The organism is Halochromatium sp. (assembly GCF_046541315.1).
Classification (GTDB): Bacteria; Pseudomonadota; Gammaproteobacteria; order Chromatiales; family Chromatiaceae; genus Lamprobacter.
This window is the reverse complement of record NZ_JBKHDN010000012.1, coordinates 1-25,202: the sequence shown is the minus strand read 5'-3', so window position 1 is coordinate 25,202 and position 25,202 is coordinate 1. Positions and strand designations below refer to the sequence as shown.

Below are 25,202 nucleotides of genomic sequence, written 5' to 3'. Positions count from 1 at the left end.
CCAACCAGGAGGGCGCCACGCGCATCTATGTGCTGACCCCGCAGGCGAAGGTGGTGGAGCTACCGGCTGGCGCCACGCCGCTCGACTTCGCCTATGCGATCCACTCCGAGGTCGGTCATCATTGCCGCGGCGCCCGTGTCGATGGGCGCATCGTGCCGCTGACCCACAAGCTCTCGAGCGGCGAGACGGTCGAGATCATCACCCAGAAGAACGCCGCCCCGAGTCGCGACTGGCTCAGCGCCCATCACGGCTATCTGACCACCTCGCGGGCGCGCAATCGGGTCCGGCAGTGGTTCAAGCAGCAGGACTTCGAGCGTCATCTGGCCGAGGGCCGCAGCCTGCTCGATAAGGAACTCGCGCGCCTTGGCATCGAGAGCAAGCCGCCCCTGGAGCAGCTGGCCGAGCGCTTCAACCTGCAACGCGGCGACGATGTGCTGGCCGCGATCGGTCGTGGCGACCTCGCGGTCGGCAGCGTCGCACGACAGGTCGGCGAGCCACACCAGGAGCGCCGTGACGCCAACGCCGAGCCGGAACGGGCAGCGCAGCTCGTCCAACGCCGCCGCAAGCGCCAGCACCAGGATCGCCCGGAGGTGATGGTGGCCGGGGTACCGGATCTGCTGACCCAGCTCGCGAGCTGCTGCCATCCGGTGCCCGATGATCCGATCGTCGGCTTCATCACCCGCGGTCGCGGGGTCGCGGTGCATCGCGCCAACTGCGCCAATATCCTCAGCCTGAGCGAGGAGGAGCAGGAGCGTCTGATCGAGGTGGACTGGGCCGCACAGCCCGATCAGGCCGCGTATCCGGTCGACATCGTCATCACCGCCGCCGATCGCAAGGGCTTGCTGCGCGATGTCTCCTCGGTGCTCGCCGACGAGGAGGCGAACGTCATCGCCACCGAGACCCGGACCGACGCGACCAATGACCGCGCCAGCATGCGCTTTCGGGTCGAGGTCGGCGATGTCGATCAGCTCGAACGGCTCTGCGCCAAGCTGCGCCAGCTCAGCGATGTCAGCGAGGTGCGTCGCAGCGGTCGCTGAGCGCGCCCGGCGCGGCGGCCCTCCCGGCGGAGACTCCACGCCTGAAGTGGTATCATCGGCGCCAGGTCCAGGAAGCGTCCCTCTCTCACCATGCGCACTCTTCTCGTCACCGGCGGCGCCGGCTTCATCGGCGGCAATTTCGTGCATCTGAAGATGCAACAGGGCGTCGAGCGGGTGATCAACCTCGACAAGCTCACCTACGCCGGCAACCCGGATACCCTCGCCGCCTTTGCCGATGATCCGCGCCATGTGTTCATCGAAGGCGATATCGGCAATCAGGCCCTGGTCGGCCATCTGCTGCGCGAGTATCAGGTCGACGCGGTAGTCAACTTCGCCGCCGAGAGCCATGTCGATCGCTCGATCGACGGCCCCGCCGCCTTCATCGAGACCAATGTGGTCGGCACCTTCAACCTGCTCGACAGCGCCAGGGCCTACTGGACGGAGCTGGACAGCGGCCGCCGCGAGGCCTTCCGCTTCCTGCACGTCTCGACCGACGAGGTCTATGGCTCATTGGGGCCGAGCGGCCAGTTCACCGAGACCTCGGCCTACGCGCCGAATTCGCCCTACTCGGCGTCCAAGGCGGCCTCCGATCATCTGGTGCGCGCCTGGCATCACACCTATGGATTGCCGGTGCTGACCACCAACTGCTCGAACAATTACGGCCCCTATCAGTTCCCGGAGAAGCTGATCCCGCTGATGATCGCCAAGGCCATCGCGGGCGAGCCGCTGCCGATCTATGGCGACGGCGGCAACATCCGCGATTGGCTCTATGTCGAGGATCACTGCCGCGCCATCGACCGGGTGCTCGCGGCCGGCCGTCCGGGCGAGGTCTACAACATCGGCGGCGACAGCGAGCGCACCAATCTGGAGGTGGTCGACACCCTCTGCCGCCTGCTCGACGAGGCCCTGCCCGACTCGCCGCACCGCCCGCACAGCCAGCTCAAGCAGTTCGTCACCGACCGCCCGGGCCATGATCGGCGCTACGCGATCGACGCGACCAAGATCCAGACCGAACTCGGCTGGCAACCCGCCGAGACCTTCGAGAGCGGACTCGCGCGCACCCTGGCCTGGTATCTCGACCACCAGGACTGGACGCGGCGCGTCACCGACGGCAGTTATCGCGGCGAGCGCCTCGGCGACAAGGTGCTGGGGGCGGGGTTGGCATGACGCACACCGGCATCAACCGTAAGGGCATCATCCTCGCCGGCGGCGCCGGCACCCGACTGCATCCGCTGACGCTGAGCGTCAGCAAGCAGCTGCTACCGGTCTACGACAAGCCGATGATCTACTATCCGCTCGCGGTGCTGATGATGGCCGGCATCCGCGAGGTGCTGGTGATCACCACCCCGCAGGATGCGCCGGCCTTCCACACGCTGCTCGGCGACGGCGGCCAGTGGGGCCTGCGGCTCGAATACGCGGTGCAACCGGAGCCGGGCGGGCTGGCGCAGGCCTACCTGATCGGCCGCGACTTCCTCGCCGGCGCCCCGTCCTGCCTGATCCTCGGCGACAACATCTTCTACGGCGGCGGTCTGCGCACCCATCTGCGGGCGGCCGCCGAGCGCGACCAGGGCGCGAGCGTGTTCGGCTACTGGGTGCGCGATCCGGAGCGCTATGGCGTCGCCGAACTCGACGCCGAGGGTCGGGTCGTCGGGCTCGAGGAGAAACCGGCCAAGCCGCGCTCCAACTATGCCATCACCGGCCTCTATTTCTACGACGAGCGCGCTTGCGACTACGCCGCCGAACTCAGGCCCTCGGCGCGCGGCGAACTCGAGATCACCGATCTGAATCGGCGCTATCTCGAGCACGGCGCCTTGCATGTCGAGCGCCTCAGCCGCGGCATCGCCTGGCTCGATACCGGCACCCATGAATCGCTGATCGAGGCGGCGAACTTCATCGAGACCATCGAGAAACGCCAAGGGCTGAAGATCTGCGCGCCGGAGGAGATCGCCTACACCAGCGGTTGGATCGACGAGGCGGCGCTGCGCGCGGTCGCCGAGCCGCTGCGCAAGAGCGGCTATGGCGATTATCTGCTCGACCTGATCACACGAGGCCCGGTGCCATGAAGGTCACGGCGACGGCGATCCCCGAGGTGCTGCTGATCGAGCCACGGGTCTTCGGCGATCATCGCGGCTGGTTCTGCGAGACCTGGCAGCAAGAGCGCTATGCCGAGCAGGGCATCGGGCCTGCGTTCGTGCAGGACAATCAGGCCTTCTCCGGCCATGGCACGCTGCGCGGGCTGCACATCCAGCATCCGCATGGTCAGGGCAAGCTGGTGCAGGCGATCACCGGCACGGTGTTCGATGTCGCCGTCGATGTGCGGCGCGGCTCGGCCAGCTTCGGGCGCTGGGTCGGCGCCGAGCTGAGCGCCGAGAACAAGCGCCAACTCTGGGTGCCGCCCGGCTTCCTGCACGGCTATCTGGTCACCAGCGAGAGCGCCATCTTCGGCTACAAATGCACCGACACCTATCATCCGGAGACCCAATTCGCGGTGCGCTGGGACGATCCCGACATCGGCATCGACTGGCCGGCCGGGATTCAGCCGGTGCTCTCACAGAAGGATCGGGACGCGCCCTGGCTGCGCGAGATCCCCAGCGACCGGCTGCCGCGTGCCGATTGAGGAGGGATGCGTTGGCATGCGATGGTTGAACGGGATCAGCGTCACCGACATCGCCGGCGCCGTGCTGGCGGTGTTCGCGATCTGGCTCGCCGGACAGGTGCCCTCGCTCGAGATCGCCTGGGTGATGGCGGTGCTGACGCTCACCGTCTTCCTGTTCGCGTTCGAGGTGGTGCCGGTCGATGTCGCCGCGCTCAGCGTGATGGTGCTGCTCGGGCTGACGACCCTGCTCGCGCCGGCGATGGGCTTGGACAGCGGGTTGGTTCCGATCGAACACCTGTTCGACGGCTTTGCCTCGAACGCGGTGATCTCGATCATCGCGGTGATGATCATCGGCGCCGCACTCGACAAGACCGGCCTCATGACGCGGGTCGCGAGTCTCATCATGCGCGTCGGCGGCCGCACCGAGGCGCGCATCATCCCCTTGGTGTCGAGCGCCGTCGCCGCGGTTTCCTCGTTCATGCAAAACGTCGGCGCGGCGGCGCTGTTTTTGCCGTTGGTCAGCCGCATCTCGGCGCGCACCGGGCTGCCGATGTCCCGCCTGCTGATGCCGATGGGCTTCTGCGCCATCCTCGGCGGCACCATCACCATGGTCGGCTCAAGCCCGCTGATCCTGCTCAACGACCTGATCAAGACCGCCAATCAAGGCCTGCCGCCCGAGCAACGGCTGGCGCCCTTCGGGCTGTTCTCGGTGGCGCCGATCGGCCTGGCGCTGGTGGCGACCGGCATCCTCTTCTTCGTCCTCGCCGGCCGTTTCGCGTTGCCGGCGCGCGATCACCTCAAGCTGCTCGGGGCCGGCGATCCGATGGCCTACTACGCCGAGACCTATGGCGTCAGCGACTTCAGCGTCCACGAGGCGCGGGTGCCGGCCGGCGCGCCGCTCGCCGGGCTCAGCGTGGACGCGATCGAGCGGCGCTGGAATCTGCGCGTCATCGCCGTCGAGAAGGGCGACGGGGTGCGCTTGGGTACCTCCGGGGTCGATCGGACCCTGGGCATCGAACAGGGCACGCTGCTCGGCATCCTGGGCACCGAGGAGCGGGTCACGCGCTTCGTCGCCGAGACCGGGATCGAGCTCCGCCCCGAACTCGAGATCTTTGCCGAGGCCCTGTCCCCGCAGCGCGCCGGCATCGCCGAGATCGTCATCCCGCCGGGCTCCGGGGTGGTCGGCAAGTCGGCGCGCGATCTCTTCATGCGCAAGGTCTATGGGCTCTCGTTGCTGGCCATCCGGCGCGGCGACGACACCCTGACCTATGCCACCGGGGGCGTGCGTGATCTGCCGTTCAAACCCGGCGATACCCTGGTGGTACACACCGCCTGGGCGGATCTGGCGCGACTGGAGAGCAATCGCGACTTTGTCGTCGTCACCACCGAGTATCCGCACGAGGAGCTCCGCCCGCATAAGCTGCCGGTGGCCCTGCTGTTCTTCGCGCTGAGCCTGGGGCTCGTGCTGTTCAGCGACCTGATGCTCTCGGTGGCGCTGCTGACCGGCGCGGTCGGCATGGTCCTGAGCGGCGTGCTTTCGATCGACGAGGCCTATGAGGCGGTGAGCTGGAAGACCGTGTTCCTGCTCGCTTCGCTGATCCCGCTGGGCCTCGCGGTCGAGCAGTCGGGCACTGCGGCCTGGATCGCGCAGGCAACGCTGACCGCGCTGGGCGAGGTGCCGATCTGGGTGATCCAGGCCGCGCTGGCGGTCCTGGCGACCTTCTTCACGCTGGTGATGTCGAACGTCGGCGCGACCGTGCTGCTGGTGCCGCTGGCGGTGAAGATGGCGCTCGGCGCCGGGGCCGATCCAGCCATGTTCGCGCTCACGGTCGGCATCGCCACCTCGAACTCGTTCCTGATCCCGACCCATCAGGTCAACGCGCTGATCATGGTCCCCGGCGGTTATCGGGTGCCCGACTACCTGCGCGCTGGCGGCATCATGACGGTGCTGTTTCTGGTGGTCTCGCTGCTGATGCTGAACCTGGTGTTTTGACCCGGGATCAAGACCGCCGCCTCGCGAGCCAGGCTCAGTCGGCACCCGATTCGCCTGGATGAGCTATCAAGGCAGGGAACCGTCGCCGCGGCAGGATCCGCAGAACCCGAATCACAACCACCGCTCGACAAAGACCTCCGGGGCGAGCGGTCGGCTGTAGTGATACCCCTGGGCGAGCGTACACCCCGCCTCGAGCAACCACGCGGCTTGCTCGGCGGTCTCGACCCCTTCGGCCAGGACCTCCGTCCCCAGGCTCGTGCCGAGCGCCACGATGGCGTTCGCGATCGTCTGACTGTGCGGGTCGCCCGGCAGCGGATCGATAAAGCTGCGGTCGATCTTGAGCTGGTGCATGGGCAAGCGGTGCAGATACGCCAGCGACGAATAGCCGGTCCCGAAATCGTCAATCGCCAGGCGCACGCCGAGCGCTCGCAATGCGTCGAGACGGCTGCTCGACTGGCCCGCCTGCTGCATGAGCAGCGACTCGGTCAGCTCGAGTTCGAGCCGTCCGGGCGCGAGCCGGTGGTGCCTGAGTAACTCCTCGATCATCGGCACCAGGTCCGGGTCCTCCAGTTGGAGGATCGACAGGTTGACGGCGACCCGCGGCAGCCGCTGCCCGCCGGCCCGGTCCCAGGCCGCGAGCTGCCGCGCGGCTTGGCGCAGCACCCAGGCGCCGATCTTGTGGATCAGGCCCATGTCCTCGGCGACCGGGATGAAGTGCTGCGGCGACACCGGGCCGAATTCGGCACTCTGCCAACGGAGCAGGGCCTCGGCGCCGACCAGGCGACCGTCGCTCAGGCACACTTGCGGTTGGTAGTGCAGATGCAGCTCATCGTTCAGCAAGGCCTGGCTCAGGCAGGCCTCTAGCTTGAGACGATCCGGGAGGCCTTGCACCGCCGCGTGCTCGAAGTGCTGTACGCGCTGCCGGCCGCGCGCCTTGGCCTGCTTGAGGGCGATATCGGCATGGCGCATCAGCACATCGTCGGCGCGCCCATCGAGCGGATAGACCGCAATCCCCACGCTGGCCGTGACGGTGACGCTCTGGCCCTCGATCAGCCGGGGTTCGGCGCAACGCTGCTGCAACCGTTCGGTGATCGCGATGATCGGCTCGCGCGCGTCGACCGCCGGCAGGATCACGCCGAACTCGTCGCCGCCCAAGCGCGCGAGCGTATCCATGGGCTGCAAGACCTGGCTCAGCGCGTTGGCCACCTGCTTGAGCAGGTCATCGGCGGCGATCGGTCCCAGCGACTCGTTGACGACCCGGAAGCGATCGAGATCGACGATGAGGACCGCCACCCGACCGGCCCCCTCTTCCGCCCTTCGCAGGATCTGGGTGAGGCGGGCGCGAAAGCGGCTGCGGTTGGCCAGCCCGGTCAACGGATCATAGTGACTGAGAAACTCGACCTGTTGCTGCGTGCGATGCAGGGGCGTGGTGTCGCTGATGAGGATGACGTAGCGTTCGAGCTGATCGCGCTCGTCGCTGATGGTGGTGATGGTCAGGCGCGCCCGATACCAGGACCCGTCGCGACGGCGTTCCCAGCGCTCGACCGGGCAACCCCCTTCCTCCCTGAGCGACATCGGCAGCCGCTCCCAGAAGGTGGGGGCGTAAGCGTTCGCGAGCACTGCTTCGACGGCCAGACCCGCGACCGCGTCCTCGGCGTAGCCGGTGATCTGGGTGAACGCCGGGTTCACGGCAATGATGCGATGCTCGGCGTCAGCGACGATGACGCCATCGGCCGTGCGTTCGAACACCTGGGCCGTTTCCCGCAGCCGCTCCAGCGCCTGCTCACGCTCGGTCACGTCCTGGGCGGTGCCGAAGCAGCGCACAACCTGGCCGGACTCGTCGCGCTCGGTGTGGCCCTCGGAAAACAGCCAGCGCAAGGCGCCGTCGCCGCGGTAAACGCGCAACGTGAAGCGGTAGGATTCGCCGGTCTCGAGCGCGCGGTGGAACTTGTGCAGGAACTCGGGCGCGTCATCGGGATGGAACACCTGGGCGAAAGCATCCAACGCCGGCAGCGGCTCGGTGAGGTCGACGCCGAAGATGCGATACAACTCCCGCGACCAGGTCATTGTCGCCGGTTCGACGACGTACTCCCAATGCCCCAGGGCGGCCAGACGCTCGGCTTCGCGCAGGCGCCGGTTGCTTTCGTTCAGCGCCTGCTCGGCCAGCTTGCGCGCGTGGATATCGGTGTGGGTTCCGACCACCCGCAAGGGCCGGCCCTCGGCATCGCGCGCGACCACCTGCCCGCGGGAGTGCAGCCAGCGCCAGCCGCCGTCCTTGCAGCGCATCCGGATGTCCAGGGCGTAGGGCGCGTTCTCGTCAAGATGCCGTGCGAGCTGGGTTTGCACACGCGGTCGATCCTCTGGATGAACCAATGCGATCAAGGCCTGCAAACGCAGGTCGAGTTCGCCCGGCGCATAGCCGAGTATCGCGCCATAGCGATCGTTGACGATCATGCGCTCGGTGACGACATCGAGATCCCAGAGCCCGTCATTGGTTGCCTGAAGCGTGAGACGCAGGCGCTCTTCCTGCTCCCGCAAGGCCTGTTCGGCGGCCTTGCGCTCGGTGATGTCCAGCACGATCAGCACCCGCGCGCCGTCCACATCCCCTGACTCGATCGGCGCGGCGCAGAGCAGGACGTCGATGCGATGGCCGGCCTGATGGCGAAACCAGGTCTCCAGCCGGCCGGTCCCCTCGCGCCGCATCTGTCCGTAGAGTTCGCGTCCGACGCGCGCATACTCGGCCTCGTCGGCGTAGAGCATGCGCATATCCTGCTGGTCGAGTTCCTCGGGCGCGTAGCCCACCAGCTCGCACCAGGCGGCATTGCTCTGGAGCATCTTGCGTTCGCGGACAAAGACGATCCCGACCGGGGTGGCCTGGAAGATGGCCTCCAGCTGCGCCCGCTGTTCCTGCAGGCGTTTGCGGTCGCGAACGCTCTCGGAGCGATCGATGATCGTGCAGATGAATTCCGGCTCGACATCCGCCTCGCCGGGGACCGAGGCCAGGTGGAAGTCGCCGATGAAGGGTTCACCGTCGGCGCGACGGAACTGGATTTCGCGAAGGGTGGCATCCGCGCACGCGCGCGGCGTGCCGAGCGCCCGAAACAGCTCGCCGCGTTGGGCCTGCTCAACAAAGCGCGGGAAGCAATGCTGTTGCTGCCCGTCGCCGTGCACTTGAAACAGCGCTTCCGCAGCGGGATTGGTCTTGCGGATCAGGCCACGGCGGTCGACGATCAGCGCCGCGATCGGTAACGAGTAAAAGAAGGCGCTGAAGCGCGCGAGCGTCGCTTCCAGGGTCTGGCGGGTCTCGCGCAGGTTCTGGTTTTGCAGCTTGAGTTCGGCCTCTTGAACGCGCAACTCTTCGAGCAGCGCTTGGGCATCGTGCTCGTGCGCCGCGAAGGCGGCCTCGGCCTGCTCGAGCCGTCCGGCCGCCACCGCCGCGCGCGCTTGCCGATACAGCTCGTCTAAATCCTCGAGCGGGGTGCGAAGATGGGACGAGGCGCCGCGTTCATGCTCGGTCATGGCGTGTGCTCGAATGTGTGCCTTAGGCTCAGTCCCCGCCAGGGCGCCCGAACAGGTAGTGCCCAATGTACCATTCCTGGCCCCGATGCAGCCCGAACAGCTCGGCACAGGCCATGAAGAACAATCGCCAACGCATCCACCAGGTGCTCGCCTGCTCCTTGCCGTAGGTGCGCTCCAGGATCGGCCAGACCTGATCCCGGGCGGCGTCCATCCGCGCCAGCCAGGCGTTGAGGGTGTTTGCGTAGTGACGTCCGTTCCAGCGCCAGCGCTCGATCAGGTTCAGCCGCTGCTGGAAGTGCAGCGGCAGATCGTCGCTCGGCATGATGCCGCCGGCGAAGAAATAATGGCTCATCCAATCGTCCGGCCCGGTGTCCTCATAAGGGTAAGGATGATCGCGATGGCAGAACACATGCATGAAGAAGCGCCCGCCGGGCTTGAGCCAGTCGTGCACGCGGCCAAATAGCGTGCGCCAGTTGCGCATGTGCTCGAACATCTCCAGCGAGACGATGCGATCGAACTGGGAATCGATCGCGAAGGCGTTCATATCGGCGGTGATCACGGTCAGATTCGCGATCCCGCGCCGCTTCGCCTCGGCCTCGATGTAGGCGCGCTGGGAGCTGGAGTTGGAGACCGCCGTGAAACGGCTCGATGGGAACCGCTCGGCCGCCCAGAGGCTGAACGAGCCCCAGCCGCAGCCGAGTTCCAATACCGCCATCTCTGCGCCGATGCCGGCGCGGTGCGCGGTCTCGGCCAGCGCCGCCTCCTCGGCCTGTTCCAGCGTGGCGACCCCCGTTGGCCACCAGCAGCAGCTGTATTTGCGCCGTGGCCCCAGGACCCAGGCGAAGAACTCGGCCGGCACCTCGTAGTGCTGCTCGTTGGCGCGCTCCGGCACCGCTGCCACCGGCGAGGCGTCCATCATCGCGATGAAGGCCGTCTTATGCTCGGCGGCTGCCTCGCAATCGCTCATCGGCAGTTCGGCCAAGGTCTTGCGCAGTCGCCGCCGAATGCCGGCGCGGATGATGGGATCGGGCACGATGCCGCGCTCCACCAGCGCGATGATCATGGTTTCAGGGATCGGCATGCGGCGTTCCAGGATTCGCTCTTTGCAGGATGCTCTCCAGGGTATTAGCCGCAACCGCTGAACACAATCTCGATCCCGCGATGACAACCCGATTGCGGTGGAAAAACGCTTGCCCCACGCGCTCGCCCGACCAGCGGGACGGGCATCGCATCAGGGACGCAGCACGCGACCGGTACGGGCATCGCGGATGAGAGAGGGGCGCGGATTGCCAGCGCAGCGGGCATTGAGGATCAGGTCCGGCCCCTTGGGCAAGCGGTGACGGACCTCAAGCGCGGTGCGTGCCGGCGGCCGCGCGGCGAGATTGGCGCTGGTCGAGACCAGGGCCCCGCCGCCATAAGCGGACCAGGCGGCGCAGAGGGCGCGGGCGAGGGGATGGCCCGGGATGCGCACCGCGATGGTCGCGTGCGCACCGGTGAGCCAGGTCGGCGTATCGGGTCGCGCCGGCAGCAGCCAGGTGTTCGGACCCGGCCAGGAGGCCTCGATCTCGGCCATCCGCGCCGGTTCCAGCGGCAGGATGAATGGCCATAAGGCGTCGAGATCGGCGCCGATCAGGATCAAGCCCTTATGCTCGGGGCGGCGCTTGATGGCGAGGATGCGTCGCACCGCCCGGGCGTCGAGCGGATCGCAGCCGAGCCCATAGACGGCCTCGGTCGGATAGGCGATCACCTCGCCGGCGGCAATCGCCTGCGCCGCCAGCCGCAGTCCGAAACTTGAGGGGCCGATGCTTCTCATGCCGAGTCACCGCGACGAGTCTGACGTCCTCTGCCAGCTGATCCTTCGGGCCAAGCGCTGCGGCGGCCCATCCCCATTCGGATGAAGACACGCCGGCTCAGGGGGCGAAACCGGTGGCGCCGCGTCCCGGGAATTCGATCTCTTGCGCGACGAGAGCATTCGGCCACGCCGGAGAGTCTACCGATCACGGATCTCGCCTCATGAGCCGACCAGCCTTCGCGCGCCCTGGACGCAAGGAGCAGCGGGAGCAGATGCGGCATAAAACCCATCGGCAAGGTCAAGCGACCGGCTCGGGCGCCGGCTTACGACGGGCGCTCGCCGCACCGGCATCCCGGCCATCCGAGCCGCCATCCTCGTCCACCGGCGCCGTGTAGCCGCACTCCTTCTGCGGGCAGACCTTCTGCGCGCCCTTGGATTTGGTGACCTTGAGCGTCAGCACCGGCCAGCCGCAATGCGGGCACTGCTCGGCGAGCGGCTCGTTCCAGACCGCGTAGTCGCACTTCGGATAGGTCGAGCAGGAATAGAAGATCTTGCCGCGCCGCGACTTCTTCTTCTGCAAGGTGCCAGCCTTGCACTTGGGGCATTCGACACCGGTGTCCTCCGGTTTCTCGATCGGCTCGATATAGCGGCACTTGGGATAAGCGGTGCAGCCGATGAACTTGCCATAGCGACCGCGCTTCACCGCCAAGTCCGAGCCACATTCCGGGCAGGATTTGCCCTCGACGATCTCGGGCTCGTCGCTGGCGCCCTTCTCGGCATTCAGGTCGCGGGTGTAGTCACAGTCGGGATAGTTCGAGCAGCCGATGAAGAAGCCATTGCGCCCGAGACGCTTGGCGAGCTGTCCGCCGCACTTGGGACATTGCTCGTCGATGGCTTCCTGGGTGACATCGCTGCGCTGGACATGCTCCTGGGTGTAGTCGACCTGCTCCTTGAATGGCTTCCAGAACTGCTCCAGCAGCGGAATCCAGTCCTCCTCGCCGCGCGAGACGGCATCGAGGGTGTCCTCGAGCCGGGCGGTGAAGTCGTAATCGACATAGGCGGTGAAGTGCTCGGTGAGGAACTTGTTGACGATGCGCCCGACATCGGTCGGCGTGAAGCGCTTCTTGTCGAGTTCGACGTACTCGCGCTCTTGCAGCGTCGAGATGATCGAGGCATAGGTCGAGGGCCGGCCGATGCCGAGTTCTTCCAGCATCTTCACCAACGAGGCCTCCGAATAGCGTGGCGGCGGCTCGGTGAAGTGCTGCTCGGAGCGGATCGCGAGCAGCTCGACGGTCTGGCCTTGCTTGAGATCGGGCAGCATCCGTTCCTCGTCGTCATCGGCCCCGGTCACATCGTCGCGGCCCTCGAGGTAGACGCGCATGAAGCCCGGCTCGGCGATGGTCGAGCCGGTCGCCCGGAAGCGATTGCCGGCGCCGCAGCCGAGATCGATGGCGACCAGATTCAGCAGCGCGTGCGCCATTTGGCAGGCCAGGGTGCGCTTCCAGATCAGCTCGTAGAGCCGCGCCTGGTCGTTGCTCAGATGGGCCTTGATCCGTTCCGGCCGATAGCCGATCGAGGTGGGGCGGATCGCCTCGTGCGCCTCCTGCGCGTTCTTCGACTTGGTCTTGAACAGCCGCGCCTGCGGCGGCAGGTGATCGGCGCCGTAACGCTCGGCGATGAACGCCCGCAGTTCGTCGATCGCCTCTTGCGAGAGATTGACCGAGTCGGTGCGCATGTAGGTGATGAGACCGACCGCCCCGCCGCCGACATCGACGCCTTCATAGAGCTGCTGGGCGGTGCGCATGGTGCGCTGGGCGGTGAAGCCGAGCTTGCGCGCCGCCTCCTGCTGCAGGGTCGAGGTGATGAACGGCGGCGCCGGATGGCGCTTGCGCTGCTTGCGCTCGACCTTGTCGACGCTGAGCCTGCCGTTGGCGGCGGCGAGCAGCGCCTGCTCGACCTCGCGCGCGCGGGTCTCGTCGGTGATCGTGAACTGCTCGACCTTCTCGCCGGCATACTCGACGAGCTTGGCGCTGAAGGTCTTGCCCTGCTCGGCGGCATCGGCCTCGACGCTCCAGTATTCGCGCGTCTCGAAGGCCTCGATCTCCTGTTCGCGCTCGACGATCAGACGCAGCGCCGGACTCTGCACGCGCCCGGCGGAGAGCCCGCGACGCACCTTCTTCCACAGCAGCGGCGAGAGATTGAAGCCGACCAGGTAATCCAGCGCCCGGCGCGCCTGTTGCGCATTGACCAGGTCGTAGGAGAGTCCGCGCGGATGCGCCACGGCGTCGTTGACGGCGCGCTTGGTGATCTCGTTGAAGACCACGCGATAGACCGGGCGCTCGCCGATCTGCTGGCGCTTGCGCAGCAACTCGTAGAGATGCCAGGAGATGGCCTCGCCCTCGCGGTCGGGGTCGGTCGCGAGATAGAGCGCCGCCGCCGCCTTGAGCTTCTTCGAGATCGCCTGGACGTGCTTCTCGTTGCGCTCGATGATCTGGTATTTCATCTCGAAGCCGCGCTCGGGATCGACGGCGCCCTCCTTGGGCACCAGATCGCGCACATGTCCGTAGGAGGCGACGACATCGAAGTCGGGCCCCAGATACTTCTTGATGGTCTTGGCCTTGGCCGGCGACTCGACGACGACGAGGTTCATAGACTTGCCAATGCGCTGAAGGGGAGCGCTAGGAGATACGATCGACGGCCCGTCCGTCAAGGCCGGGCCGCTATTCGCCGAGCCGCTATTCGCCGAGACAGCGCACGCGCGAGCGCGGCATCTCGAGGCCGCCGCCTAATGCAGATAGCCGGGCTCGTCGCCGTAGATGAGTTCTTCCATCTGGGTAAAGGCGTCTTCTTGCCCGGGGCGATTCATCAGCACCAGCAGCACCACCCATTTGAGTTCATCCACCGAGACGGCGGCCTGTTCGATGGCGATGGCGCGATCGATCACCAGCTCGCGACTGACCGGATCGAGGATGCCGTTCTGCTCCAAGAACAGCAGCAGCCCGCGCGACTCGAGATCGAGCTTGGTCTCCTCGGCGGTGGTGTAGATGCGCATGGCGCCGAGATCGCGCGGGCGCGCATCGCTGTGTTCCATGCGCTGCGCCAGATCGTCGAGCCAGGTCAGCGCCTGCGCCACCTCGTTGCTGGTGAAACCGGCACTGGTCAGCTCCTCTTCCAGCTCGCCATGCTCTTCCGGTGGCATGGCCTCGCCGCTCATATAGTTCTCGAAGAGATAGATCAGGACATCGACCATATTGTCGTACATTCAGGGTCCTCGGATGGAGTCACAAGCCTCGGCCTGCACAGTCGCCTCTAGCCAGGCTGACGGCAGTACCGCCCGCCAGCCAAACATGATACATGCCCCTGCAACTCGAGGAGCAACAACATCGAGGAGACCGCCTGCGCGGAGAAGCCGGTGCGCGCGACCAGCTCGTCCGGCGCGACCGGGTCTCGACCCATGCTGTCGAGGAGGCGGCCATAGTCCGGATCGAGCCCTGCCGTAGTCGGCGAGGCGCAGCCTGTCGGCGTCGCGGATGACGGTGACGACGACTGCTCGGCCTCATCCCTCTGTTCAGGCGGACTGGCCGCGGCCGGCCGAGGGCTTGGCTGGACGGCGGGCTGGGCGGCGGGCTGAACGGCGGGTTGGGCGGACTGGAGCAGATAAGCCTCTAGCTGCGGCGCCAGCTCCTCGAGCAACTGATCGACGCTATCGATCAGCTTGGCGCCCTCGCGGATCAGCGCGTGACAGCCGCGCGCCAAGGGATTGTGGATCGAGCCGGGAATCGCGAACACCTCGCGCCCCTGCTCTGCGGCATAGCGCGCGGTGATCAGGGAGCCGCTGCGCGGTGCCGCCTCGGTCACCAGGGTGCCCAGGCTGAGGCCGCTGATGGTCCGGTTGCGACGCGGAAAATGACTCGCCTGCGGTCCCACGCCGGGCAAGAATTCACTCACCAGCGCGCCCTCGCTGCCGATGCGATGGGCAAGTTCGCGATGCGCGGCCGGATAGACCCGATCCGGCCCGGTGCCGAGCACGGCGATGGTGCGCCCCGACTCCAGCGCGCCCAGATGCGCCGCCGCATCCACGCCCAAGGCCAGACCGCTGGTGATCACCAAGCCGATCCCGGCCAGATGCGCGGCGAAGGCGCGCGTGGTTTGCACCCCGCCGGCGGTGGGGTTACGGCTGCCGACGATGGCGAGCTGCGGCTCGCTCAGTAGCGCCGGATCGCCGCGCACGAACAGCAGCGGCGGCGCCGACGGGAGTTCCGCCAGGCGCGGCGGATAGGCGGGATCGGCCAGCGTCAGGATGTGCGCCCCGGCCTGCTCGGCCCAGCGCAGCGACGCCGAGATGGCGGTCCTATCCGGCGCGCGCAGCGCTTCGAGCATCGGTTCGCTCAGCCCGAGCGAGCGCAGGGCCGAGGGCGACGCCGCGCAGGCCGCCGCGGCGCTGCCGAACGCGGCCAGCAGCTTGGCGATCCGGCGCGGACCCAGGCCCGGCGTCAACACCAGGGTCAGCCAGGCGCTGAGATCGGTTTCATCCATGGGGCTCAATCCGTGTGGCTCCTGAGTTCAGGGGCCCTGCGGTCGCCTCCTGCGGCAGGTCCATGCGGGGCGATGGAGGCAGGCGATGCGATGGATGCAGGCGGCGCCGCAACCCTCTGGCCAACGCGCAGCGCCCGATGGGCCCGCATCACCAGCGCGAAGCTGACGCGTTCGAAGACCCGGAACACCATGACCACCCCGACTTCGGATTCGGGCACGCGATCGCCGCCGCGAGCGCGCGCCTGGTGGCCGCCGTCATAGACCGCGAACACCTGTCCGCTCTTCAGCCCTTGGCGCGCACCGCGATCGAGCACCACGCAAGCGTACTGGCCGATTCGCGAGGCCTCGTCGAGCCCCGCGAGGAGATGCCCCTTCAGCCCGGCCGGCGCCGGCTGCGGCAGGAAGGGACGAAGCACGCTCGCATCGGTGCGCGCCGGACGCACACGATCGCCGAGACGCACCGGCATGACGGCGTTGGTCACCCGCAGGATCGCCGGCTCGCCGGTCCGCTCCAGACGCGCCTCGGCGACGAAGCGCGCCGGGTAACCGAGCACCTCCTGGCTGATCGGATCGCGCAGGGCCGCGCCGGGACGCAGGATCGCGTAGCCGGCCTCGCGCGCCTCGCGGATCGGGCGCGCGAAGAGGCGATCGCCGGTCCCGGCCAAGAGGCGCTCGCGCGGGAAACCGACGACTTCGGGGGCGTCCTCGAGCGCGCGCGTCTCGGCCACCCACGCGCGCGACAGAAACGGCTCGATGGCATCGACCGGGATGGCGGGCACCGCCGTGTCAAGCTCGGTGACCCGCACGCGCGGCGACAGCTTGACCACGCGCAGTCCACCCGGGGCCTCGGCCGTGGCCTGGCGCACACGCGGCCGGCCCGGGCGGCGGGTATCGAGCAGGAGGCGATCTCCGGGGTAGATGAGGTTCGGATCCGCCACCCCGGGATTGCCCTCCCAAACCTCCGACCAACGCCAGGGATCGCGCAGGAAGCGCCCGGCGATGCCCCACAGGCTGTCGCCGGGGCGAACATGGTAGACCTCGGGGGCATCCGGCCGCAGCGCCGGCGGCGCCGCGAGCAGCGGCGACCAGGCCGCCACCAGCAGCGAGGCGAGCGCCAGGCCCCCCATTGCCCACGGCAGCTTCGATAGCATCATGATCTGTTTCGTCACTCCTGCCCGCTTGTCTTGCGCATGCCGGCGCGCCCGGTCGCGCGCGGTCGAGCGCTCACAGCAGGCTTGTACAATAGGTTATCATCGCAATGTCATCCCGAAGCTCTTTGTTCGGCCCTTCTCGGCCCTGCCCTGCCCGAGGCTCCCCGCGCTTGCCCCGGGCGCGAGCCTCCGGCCCGATCCGGCGGGAGCCGACCAACACCCATGAAATCATTATGGCTTTACTCGATATCCTCATCTTCCCCGACGCGCGCCTGCGGCGCGTTGCGGAGCCGGTCAAGCAGGTCGACGACAGCACGCGCCAACTCATCGACGACATGCTCGAGACCATGTACGCCGCGCCCGGTATCGGCCTCGCCGCGATTCAGGTGAACGTGCCCAAGCGGGTCATCGTGATCGACGTCTCCGAGGACCGCTCGAACCCGCTCTGTCTCATCAATCCCGAGATCCTCGCGCGCGAGGGCGAAGAGGAGATGGAGGAAGGGTGTCTCTCGGTGCCGGGGTTCGCGGAGACCGTGAAGCGCGCCGAGCGCGTGCGCGTGCAGGCGCTGAATCCGGACGGGGAGAGGATCGAACTCGAAACCGATGGCCTGCTCGCGGTCTGCATCCAGCACGAGATCGACCATCTCGATGGCCGCTTGTTCGTCGATCACATCTCCTCGCTCAAGCGCCAGCGCATCCGCAAGAGGCTGGAAAAGGAACAACGCGCGCCGCAGCCGGCCACCAGCGCCGCCCAACGCAAAGCCATCTGATAACCGCGGGTCGCCAACCGCCTCGGAGTGACTGATGCAAGGCCCTCGCCTCATCTTCGCTGGGACGCCCACCTTCGCGGTGCCGGCCTTGAGCGCCTTGATCGCCGCCGACTGGACGGTGGTCGCGGTCTACACCCAACCCGATCGGCCGGCCGGGCGCGGCCGCAAGACCGCTAGCGGTCCGGTCAAGCAGGTCGCGCTCGATGCCGGGATTCCGGTATTGCAACCGCCGACCTTGAAGAGCGCCGAGGCCCTCGAGGAGATGCAGGCCTTGACGCCCGACCTGATGGTGGTCGCCGCCTACGGCCTGATACTGCCGGCGACGATCCTCGCCTGCCCGCGCCTTGGCTGTCTCAACATCCATGCCTCGCTGTTACCGCGCTGGCGCGGCGCGGCGCCGATTCAGCGCGCCATCGCCGCCGGCGACGAGTACACCGGGATCAGTCTGATGCACATGGAGCAAGGCCTCGACACGGGCCCGGTCTACGCGACCCAGCGCACCCGCATCGGCCCGCGCGAGACCGGCGGCAGCCTGCATGATCGGCTCGCCGCCATCGGCGCCAAGCTGTTGCTCGACAGCCTGCCGGCGATCTGCGAGCAAGCGCTGACCCCGCAGCCACAAGACCATGATGCGGCCACCTACGCCAGCAAGCTCGACAAGCAGGAGGCGATGATCGACTGGCGCCGCTCGGCGCTTGAGATCGACCGTCAGATCCGCGCCTTCGAGCCCTGGCCCGTCGCGCAGACCCACTGCCAAGGCGAGATCCTGCGCATCTGGGAGGCCAGCCCCCTCGGCGCCGGGGCACAGGCGATTCCCAGCGACCTCCTGCCCGGCACCGTGCTCGGCAGCAGCAGCGAGGGCATCGAGGTCGCCACCGGCGCTGGCGTGCTGCGCATCGAGCGCCTCCAGGCCCCGGGCAAGCGCCCGATCAGCGCCGCCGACTATGCGCGCGCGCATGCCGTCGATGGCATCCTGCTTGGCTAGATCGCCGGCGCCGCCCGCGCCCAACGGTGCCGCCGTGCGCGCGCAAGCGGCCAGGGTGCTGCACGCGGTGCGCGCCGAGGGCCGTTCCCTGACCGACGCCCTCGCGGCAAGCGCCCGCCCGGCGGACGCACGCGACGAGGCGCTGTTGAGCGAGCTGAGCTTCGGCGCCTTGCGGCTATTGCCGCGCCTGGAGGCACTCACCGAGCAACTGCTGCAACGTCCGCTGAAACCCAAGGATCGCATCCTCGGTTCCCTGCTGATGATCGGCCTCTATCAGCTGATCGCGTTGCGCATCCCGGATCATGCCGCGGTCTCGACCACCGTCGCCGCGACGCGGTTGTTGCAGCGTCCGCGCGCGGCGGGGCTGATCAACGCCAGCCTGCGGCGCTTTCAACGCGAGCGGCCGGGGCTGCTCGCGCGGGTCGAGCGCGACGAGGCCGCGCGCTGGCTGATGCCAGACTGGCTGTTGCGCCGACTGCGCGCGGCCTGGCCCGAGGACTGGGAGGCGATCGTCACCGCGAGTCAGGGACGCGCGCCAATGTTCCTGCGCGTCAACCCCTTGCGCACGAGTCCTGGCGAATACGCAGCGCGGCTGCGCGCGGCCGAGATCGCCGTCGAGACGCTCGCGGATCAGCCCCAAGCCCTGCGCTTGGCACAGCCCGTCGCCGCCCAGGCGCTGCCCGGCTTCAGCGCGGGGCTGGTCTCGGTGCAGGATGCCGGCGCGCAATGGGCCGCCCCGCTGCTCTCGCCCCAGCCTGGCGAGCGCGTGCTCGATGCCTGCGCGGCGCCCGGCGGCAAGAGCGCCCATCTGCTCGAACAGGCGCAAGGCCGGCTCGCGCTGACCGCGCTCGACGCCAGCGCCGAGCGGCTCGAGGCCGTGCGCGCTCAGCTGACGCGCCTGGGCCTGCGCGCCCGCGTCATGGTCGGCGATGCCACGCGACCCGATCCGGCCTGGGCCGATGCCCCCTACCAGCGCATCCTGCTCGACGCCCCCTGCTCGGCCACCGGCGTGATCCGCCGCCATCCCGATATCAAGCGGCTGCGGCGCGAGGCCGACATCGGTCCCTTGGCCGCGACCCAGGCCCGCATGCTGGATGCGCTCTGGCCGCTGCTGCAGCCGGGCGGTTGCCTGCTCTACCTGACCTGCTCGCTCCTGCCCGAGGAAAACGAGGCCCAGATTGCCGGCTTCCTTGCCCGCCAGCGCGATGCCGTCGAATCACCGCTGCCCGCGACCCTGGGACAAGCGCGCGCCCATGGGCGGCAATTGCTGCCCACTGACGCGGGAGCGGACGGCTTCTACTTCGCCCGTTTGCTGAAGCAATGATCCGAGCCCGACCCTGGCCCTGGCCCTGGCTCTGGCCACCGCCGCTCCTCGCCTGCGTCACGCTGACCCTGTTACTGGGATTGAATCCACTGCCGAGCCCGACCGCGCGCGCGGCGGACGGCTTCCGCGTCATCGAGGCGAAGACCCGCCAGGTCGATGGCAAGCATCTCCTCGCCGCCGAGATCGACTATGGCTTCAGCGAGCGCGCGCTAGAGGCGCTGGAGAACGGCGTGCCCTTGACCATCCAGGTGCATATCCAGGTGCGCGAGCAAGGCGCCTGGATCTGGAACGAAAGCCTGGTCGATCGCCGCCTCAAGTACCGCATCCGCTACAAGCCCCTATCCGAGCGTTACCTGGTCTCGCGCCTGCCGAGCGAGGACGGGCGCGTCTTCGTCACGCGCCAGGCGGCGGTCGCCGCGTTGGGCGAACTCAGCGAGATCCCGCTGATCGGCGAGCAACAGCTCGACCCGGAGCAGGCCTACGCGGTGCATCTGCGGGCCTCGCTGGATATCGAGGAACTGCCCCTGCCGCTGCGCCCCATGGCCTATCTGCGCTCGGGCTGGAAACAGAGCACCGGCTGGACCACCTGGCCGCTGACGCCTTGAGCATGCTGAAACAACAGCTCCTGCAACCCGGCGCGCTCGCCGTCGGGCTGCTCTTGGCGATCCTCATGGTCGCCCTGCACCTGATGACCAGCGCGGTGCAGAACTCCGAGGCGCTGAGCCGCCTGTTCGTGCCGCTGTTGGTGCTGGTGCTGCTCGGCCTGCTCGCGCTGGCGCTGTTGGTGGGCGCCAACTCGGTGCGCCTGGTGCAAGCGCTGCGCCATCAGGCCGCCGGTTCCCGACTCGCCGCGCGGCTGTTGGCGATGTTCGCGCTGATCTCGCTGTTGCCGGTGGGCGTGGTCTACTATTATTCGATGAGCTTCATGATGCGCGGCATCGACAGCTGGTTCGATGTCGAGATCGATAGCGCGATGGAAGACGCGCTGATCCTCAACCAGGCCTCGCTCGACCTCAATCAACGCGTCCTGATGAAGTACAGCGCCCAGCTCCTGAGCGGGATCCAGGATCGCTCCGCCACCGCGTTGACCCTGACCCTGGGCGCCTTGCGCCGCCAGGCCGGCGCGCTCGAGCTGACCCTCTTCGATCGTGGCGGCCAGGTCCTGGCCACCGCCAGCGACGATCCCTTGCAGTTGGTCCCCGATCAGCCCGAGCGCGAACTCATGCAGCAGGTGCGCCGGGGCATCGATCACGTCGGCCTGGAGCCGGGACCGGGCGGCGAGCTGGTGGTGCGGGTGCTGGTGCGCGATCCCGCTGCGCGCCCGCTGCTGTTACAGGCCATCTTTCCCACCTCGGCACGCATCACCGAGCTGGCCACGCGCCTGGAAGGCGCCTATAACCGCTACACCGAACTCTCGTTCTTGCGCCAATCGCTCAAGTTCAGCTTCTCGATCACGCTCTCGCTGGTGCTGGTCTTTGGCTTCATGGCGGCGCTGTTGATCGCCTTCCGCACCGCCAAGGTCCTGACCGACCCGATCGCCGCGATCGCCCACGGCACGCGCGCCATCGCCGCTGGCGATTACGAGCAGCAGTTGCCGCTACCGCGCCATGACGACGAACTGACCTTCCTGGTCGCCTCCTTCAACGCCATGACCCGGCGCATCGCCCAAGCGCGCGACGAGGCCGAGCAGAGCCAGCAGGCGGTGGAAACCCAGCGCGCCTATCTGCAGACATTGCTCGGCCGGCTCTCCTCGGGCGTCATCGCCTTTGACGAGGACAACGTGCTGCGGACCAGCAATGCCGCCGCGCGTCAGATCCTTGGCATCGCCCTCGACGACAGCGCGCCCATGCCGTTGGCCACCTTGGCGACCCTCTATCCCCGCCTCGCGCATTGGTGCGAGACCGTCGGTCGCCGCATCGGCAGCGGTCGCGATTGGCGCGAGGAGATCACCCTGTTCGGCGTCGACGGGCGCCAGGTGCTCATGTGTCGCGGCAGCCCGCTGCCGATCACCGCCGCCGGCGGCGCCGAGGAGGCGCAACCGCACGCCGACCATGTCCTCGTGTTCGATGACATCACCACCCTGATCCGCGCGCAACGCGACGCCGCCTGGGGCGAGGTGGCGCGGCGACTGGCCCACGAGATCAAGAATCCGCTCACGCCGATCCAGCTCTCGGCCGAGCGCTTGCGCCACAAGCTGCTGCGCAAGTTGCCGGAAGCGGACGCCAAGATCGTCGACCGCTCGACCCACACCATCGTCCAGCAGGTCGAGGCAATGAAGGCGATGGTGAACGATTTCTCCAGTTACGCGCGCACCCCGGAGATGCAGCAGGAGCCCTTCGCGCTGGACGCGCTGGTCAACGAGGTGCTGGAGCTGTATCGCGCCGGACCGGTCAAGATCAGCAAGGATCTCAACACCAGCGGGGCGCTGATCCGCGGTGATTCCAAACGGCTGCGCCAGGTCATCCACAACCTGGTCAAGAATGCCTCCGAAGCGCTCGAGGAGCATCCCGATCCGTGCGTCCATGTCGCCACCCGCCGGCTGAATGACGCCGACACCGCATGCGTCGAGCTGCAAGTCGAGGACAACGGCAATGGCATCGACCCGGAGATGATCGGCCGGCTGTTCGATCCCTATGTCACCTCCAAGGCCAAGGGCACCGGACTCGGCCTGGCGATCGTAAAGAAGATAATCGAGGAACACGGCGGTATCATTCGGGCCCATAACACCGAATCGGGCGCCTGTTTCACCGCACGCCTACCCATCAGTAGCGCGCCCGCAACGCCCAGCAGGCCGCAAACAGGAGAATCATGAGCGCAACCCACATCCTGGTCGTCGACGACGAGCCGGACATCCGCGAGACGGTGCGGGACATCCTCGAGGACGAGGGCTACGAGATCACCAGTGCCGAAAGTGGCGAGGCCGCGCGCCACGCGCTGCGCGACCGCCGTCCCGACCTGATGCTGCTGGATATCTGGATGCCGGATCTCGATGGCATCACGCTGCTCAAGGAGTGGTCCGAGAATCAGGGGCTGCCCTGCCCGGTGATCATGATGTCCGGCCACGGCAACGTCGAGACCGCCGTCGAGGCGACCCGACTCGGCGCCTACGACTTTCTCGAAAAGCCGCTGTCGATGGCCAAGCTGCTGCTGACCGTCGAGCGCGCGCTCGAGGCCGACAAGCTGGTGCGCGAGAATGTCGACCTGCGCCGTCGCCCAGCGCTCGTGCTCGAGCCCGCCGGCCGTTCGGCGGCGATGCAACGCCTGCGCGAGCAGGTCAAGCGCATCGCCCAGCACGATACCTGGGTGCTGATCACCGGCGAGCCCGGCACCGGGCGCGAGACCTTCGCGCACTATTTGCACACCCAGAGCGCGCGCCGCGAGCGGCCGTTCGTCGATCTCGGGGTGTCGGCGATCGCGCGCGGCAACGCCGCCCGCGAGCTGTTCGGCAGCGAGGAGCACCATCAGGTCCACTACGGCAGCCTGGAACAGGCCGCCGGCGGCACGCTGTTGCTCGACGAGGTCGCCGACATGGACCTCGAGGCCCAGGGGCAGCTCCTCGGCGCCCTGGATACCGGCTCCTTCCTGCGTGTCGGCGGCAGCGAGCCGGTGGCGATCGATGTGCGCATCATCGCCGCCACCCAGCGCGATCTCAAGGAAGAGGTACGCGCCGGTCACTTCCGCGAGGATCTGTTCTATCACCTCAACGTGGTGCCGCTGCACATCCCGCCGCTGCGCGAGCATGCCGAGGATATCCCGGACCTGCTCCACTATTACGTCGACTATTTCGCCACCCATGAAAAACTGCCCTACCGGCGCTTCAGCGTCGGCGCGCAGAACTTCCTGCGCAACTATGGCTGGCCGGGCAATGTGCGCGAGCTGAAGAACCTGGTGCAACGCGTGCTGATCCTCGGCGCCGGCGACGAGATCGCCCAGAACGAGGTCGAGACCGCGTTGGGTTCCAATCCGCCGGTCCCGAGCCAGCCGCTGGAAGGACTGGTGTCGTTCGATCAACCGCTGCGCCAGGCGCGCGAGCAGTTCGAAAAGGCCTATCTCGAGTACCAGCTCGGCAAGCATGCCGGCAACGTCAGCAAGATGGCCAAGGAGGCCGGCATGGAGCGCACCCATCTCTATCGCAAGCTGCGCTCGCTCGGCATCGAGATCAAGGAGCGGCGCTGAGCGGCCGGCGATGAAGATCATCATCCTCGGCGCCGGCCAAGTCGGCACCTCGGTGGCCGCCAACCTGGTCAACGAGGCCAACGACATCACCGTGGTCGACACCGACGCGCGGCGCCTGCGCGAGCTCGCCGATCGCTTCGACCTGCGCACCCTGCAGGGGCATGGCGCCCAGCCCGACGTGCTCCTGCGCGCCGGCGGCGAGGACGCCGAGATGATCATCGCGGTGACCAACAGCGACGAGACCAACATGGTCGCCTGCCAGGTCGCCTACACGCTGTTCCATACCCCGACCAAGATCGCCCGCGTACGCGCGCAGGGCTTTCTCGACCACCATCAGGCCTTGTTCGAGGGCGATGCCTTCAATATCGATGTCACCATCAGCCCCGAGCAGCTGGTGACCGACTATATCCTGCGCCTGATACAGACCCCGGGCGCGCTGCAGGTCACCGATTTCGCCAGTGGTCGGGTGCGCTTGGTGGCGGTGCGCGCCTATTACGGCGGCCCGCTGGTGGGCCATGAGCTGCGCGCCCTCTACGAGCACATGCCGCATATCGATGCGCGGGTCGCGGCCATCTACCGCCAGGATCGCGCCATCCAGCCCGAGGGCGACACCGTCATCGAGGCCGATGACGAGGTCTTCTTCATTGCCGCGCCCAAGCACATCCGCTCGGTCATGGGCGAGCTGCGGCGCCTCGACAAGCCCTACAAGCGGTTGATCTTCGCCGGCGGCGGCAATATCGGCACGCGCCTCGCCCGCGTCACCGAGCGCGATTACCGGGTCAAGGTGATCGAGAACGATCTCGAGCGCTGCAAGCAGATCGCCGAGTGGCTCGAACGCACCATCGTGCTGCACGGCGATGCCGCCGACGAGGAGTTGCTGCTGGAGGAGAACATCGAGGACACCGATGTCTTCTGCGCGGTCACCGACGATGACGAGGCCAATATCCTCTCGGCCATGCTCGCCAAACGCCTCGGCGCGCGCAAGGCGATGGCGCTGATCAACCGCACCGCCTATGTCGATCTGGTACAGAGCGGCCCGATCGATGTCGCCATCTCGCCGCAACAGGCGACCATCGGCACCCTGCTCAAGCATGTGCGCCGGGGCGACGTGGTGATGGTGCATTCGCTGCGCCGCGGCGCCGCCGAGGCGATCGAGGCCATCGCCCATGGCGATCAGCATTCCTCGAAGGTGGTCGGACGTACGATCGGAGCGATCCATCTGCCCAAGGGCGCCAGCATCGGCGCCGTCGTGCGTGGGAATCAGGTGTTGATCGCGCATCACGACACCGTCATCGAATCCGAAGACCATGTGATCCTGTTCCT

The 25,202-nt window shown here is 67.7% G+C and carries 19 protein-coding genes; 12 read left to right on the top strand and 7 right to left on the bottom strand.

All coding sequences use genetic code 11. The annotated features are described in order from the left end of the window. From ACLFQI_RS01995 to ACLFQI_RS01975, 5 genes are all read left to right on the top strand, one after another. Positions 1-1,037 (top strand): TGS domain-containing protein (locus tag ACLFQI_RS01995; protein ID WP_410757127.1); only part of this gene is annotated, 1,037 nt, incomplete at its 5' end. Between the two features lie 90 nt (positions 1,038-1,127). Beyond that, entirely contained in the window at positions 1,128-2,204 is a 1,077-nt protein-coding gene (gene rfbB / locus ACLFQI_RS01990) for a dTDP-glucose 4,6-dehydratase (RefSeq protein WP_410757126.1), read from the top strand. Between the two features lie 11 nt (positions 2,205-2,215). After that, complete coding sequence (rfbA, locus tag ACLFQI_RS01985) at positions 2,216-3,100, top strand: glucose-1-phosphate thymidylyltransferase RfbA (RefSeq protein WP_410757128.1); 885 nt, start codon at positions 2,216-2,218, stop codon at positions 3,098-3,100. Further along, on the top strand, positions 3,097-3,654 hold the full coding sequence (rfbC, locus tag ACLFQI_RS01980; RefSeq protein ID WP_410757125.1) for a dTDP-4-dehydrorhamnose 3,5-epimerase: 558 nt from the start codon (positions 3,097-3,099) through the stop codon (positions 3,652-3,654). Before rfbA ends, rfbC begins: the two co-directional genes overlap by 4 nt. A gap of 16 nt (positions 3,655-3,670) precedes the next feature. Next, positions 3,671-5,626: an SLC13 family permease gene (locus tag ACLFQI_RS01975; protein ID WP_410757124.1), complete on the top strand. Its 1,956-nt coding sequence runs from the start codon at positions 3,671-3,673 to the stop codon at positions 5,624-5,626. Positions 5,627-5,737: 111 nt separating this feature from the next. Here ACLFQI_RS01975 and ACLFQI_RS01970 read toward each other — a convergent pair whose 3' ends face one another. The 7 genes from ACLFQI_RS01970 to ACLFQI_RS01940 form a co-directional block, all read right to left on the bottom strand. Then, a complete protein-coding gene (locus ACLFQI_RS01970) occupies positions 5,738-9,145 on the bottom strand; it encodes an EAL domain-containing protein (protein ID WP_410757123.1) in 3,408 nt (1,135 codons plus the stop codon). A gap of 28 nt (positions 9,146-9,173) precedes the next feature. Then, on the bottom strand, positions 9,174-10,226 hold the full coding sequence (locus tag ACLFQI_RS01965) for an SAM-dependent methyltransferase (protein ID WP_410757122.1): 1,053 nt from the start codon (positions 10,224-10,226) through the stop codon (positions 9,174-9,176). A 150-nt stretch (positions 10,227-10,376) separates the two neighbouring features. Beyond that, positions 10,377-10,958, bottom strand: coding sequence for an L-threonylcarbamoyladenylate synthase (locus ACLFQI_RS01960; RefSeq protein ID WP_410757121.1), 582 nt, complete (start codon positions 10,956-10,958; stop codon positions 10,377-10,379). A 277-nt stretch (positions 10,959-11,235) separates the two neighbouring features. Further along, positions 11,236-13,587 carry a type I DNA topoisomerase gene (gene topA, locus ACLFQI_RS01955; protein WP_410757120.1) on the bottom strand — a complete coding sequence of 784 codons (2,352 nt, stop codon included), beginning with the start codon at positions 13,585-13,587 and terminating at the stop codon, positions 11,236-11,238. Positions 13,588-13,722: 135 nt separating this feature from the next. After that, a complete protein-coding gene (locus tag ACLFQI_RS01950; RefSeq protein WP_410757119.1) occupies positions 13,723-14,199 on the bottom strand; it encodes a DUF494 domain-containing protein in 477 nt (158 codons plus the stop codon). Between the two features lie 47 nt (positions 14,200-14,246). Continuing rightward, positions 14,247-15,473 carry a DNA-processing protein DprA gene (gene dprA, locus ACLFQI_RS01945; protein ID WP_410757118.1) on the bottom strand — a complete coding sequence of 409 codons (1,227 nt, stop codon included), beginning with the start codon at positions 15,471-15,473 and terminating at the stop codon, positions 14,247-14,249. 5 nt (positions 15,474-15,478) lie between these two features. Further along, complete coding sequence (locus tag ACLFQI_RS01940; protein ID WP_410757117.1) at positions 15,479-16,627, bottom strand: LysM peptidoglycan-binding domain-containing protein; 1,149 nt, start codon at positions 16,625-16,627, stop codon at positions 15,479-15,481. Positions 16,628-16,857: 230 nt separating this feature from the next. Between ACLFQI_RS01940 and def the strand changes: the two genes are divergently transcribed. From def to trkA, 7 genes are all read left to right on the top strand, one after another. Continuing rightward, a complete protein-coding gene (gene def / locus ACLFQI_RS01935; RefSeq protein ID WP_410757116.1) occupies positions 16,858-17,394 on the top strand; it encodes a peptide deformylase in 537 nt (178 codons plus the stop codon). 34 nt (positions 17,395-17,428) lie between these two features. Continuing rightward, complete coding sequence (gene fmt / locus ACLFQI_RS01930; protein WP_410757115.1) at positions 17,429-18,379, top strand: methionyl-tRNA formyltransferase; 951 nt, start codon at positions 17,429-17,431, stop codon at positions 18,377-18,379. Continuing rightward, complete coding sequence (gene rsmB, locus ACLFQI_RS01925) at positions 18,372-19,703, top strand: 16S rRNA (cytosine(967)-C(5))-methyltransferase RsmB (protein ID WP_410757114.1); 1,332 nt, start codon at positions 18,372-18,374, stop codon at positions 19,701-19,703. Before fmt ends, rsmB begins: the two co-directional genes overlap by 8 nt. Beyond that, the gene (locus ACLFQI_RS01920; RefSeq protein ID WP_410757113.1) at positions 19,700-20,308 is read left to right on the top strand and encodes a DUF4390 domain-containing protein; all 609 of its coding nucleotides are present in this window, start codon (positions 19,700-19,702) and stop codon (positions 20,306-20,308) included. The genes rsmB and ACLFQI_RS01920 overlap by 4 nt, the downstream gene beginning before the upstream one ends. Before the next feature lie 2 nt (positions 20,309-20,310). Continuing rightward, positions 20,311-22,515 (top strand): ATP-binding protein, encoded by a 2,205-nt coding sequence (locus ACLFQI_RS01915; protein ID WP_410757112.1) that lies wholly within the window; start codon positions 20,311-20,313, stop codon positions 22,513-22,515. Then, the gene (locus ACLFQI_RS01910) at positions 22,512-23,879 is read left to right on the top strand and encodes a sigma-54-dependent transcriptional regulator (RefSeq protein WP_410757110.1); all 1,368 of its coding nucleotides are present in this window, start codon (positions 22,512-22,514) and stop codon (positions 23,877-23,879) included. The genes ACLFQI_RS01915 and ACLFQI_RS01910 overlap by 4 nt, the downstream gene beginning before the upstream one ends. Positions 23,880-23,889: 10 nt before the next feature. Further along, the coding region (gene trkA / locus ACLFQI_RS01905) for a Trk system potassium transporter TrkA (protein ID WP_410757109.1) at positions 23,890-25,202 on the top strand (1,313 nt) is incomplete at its 3' end.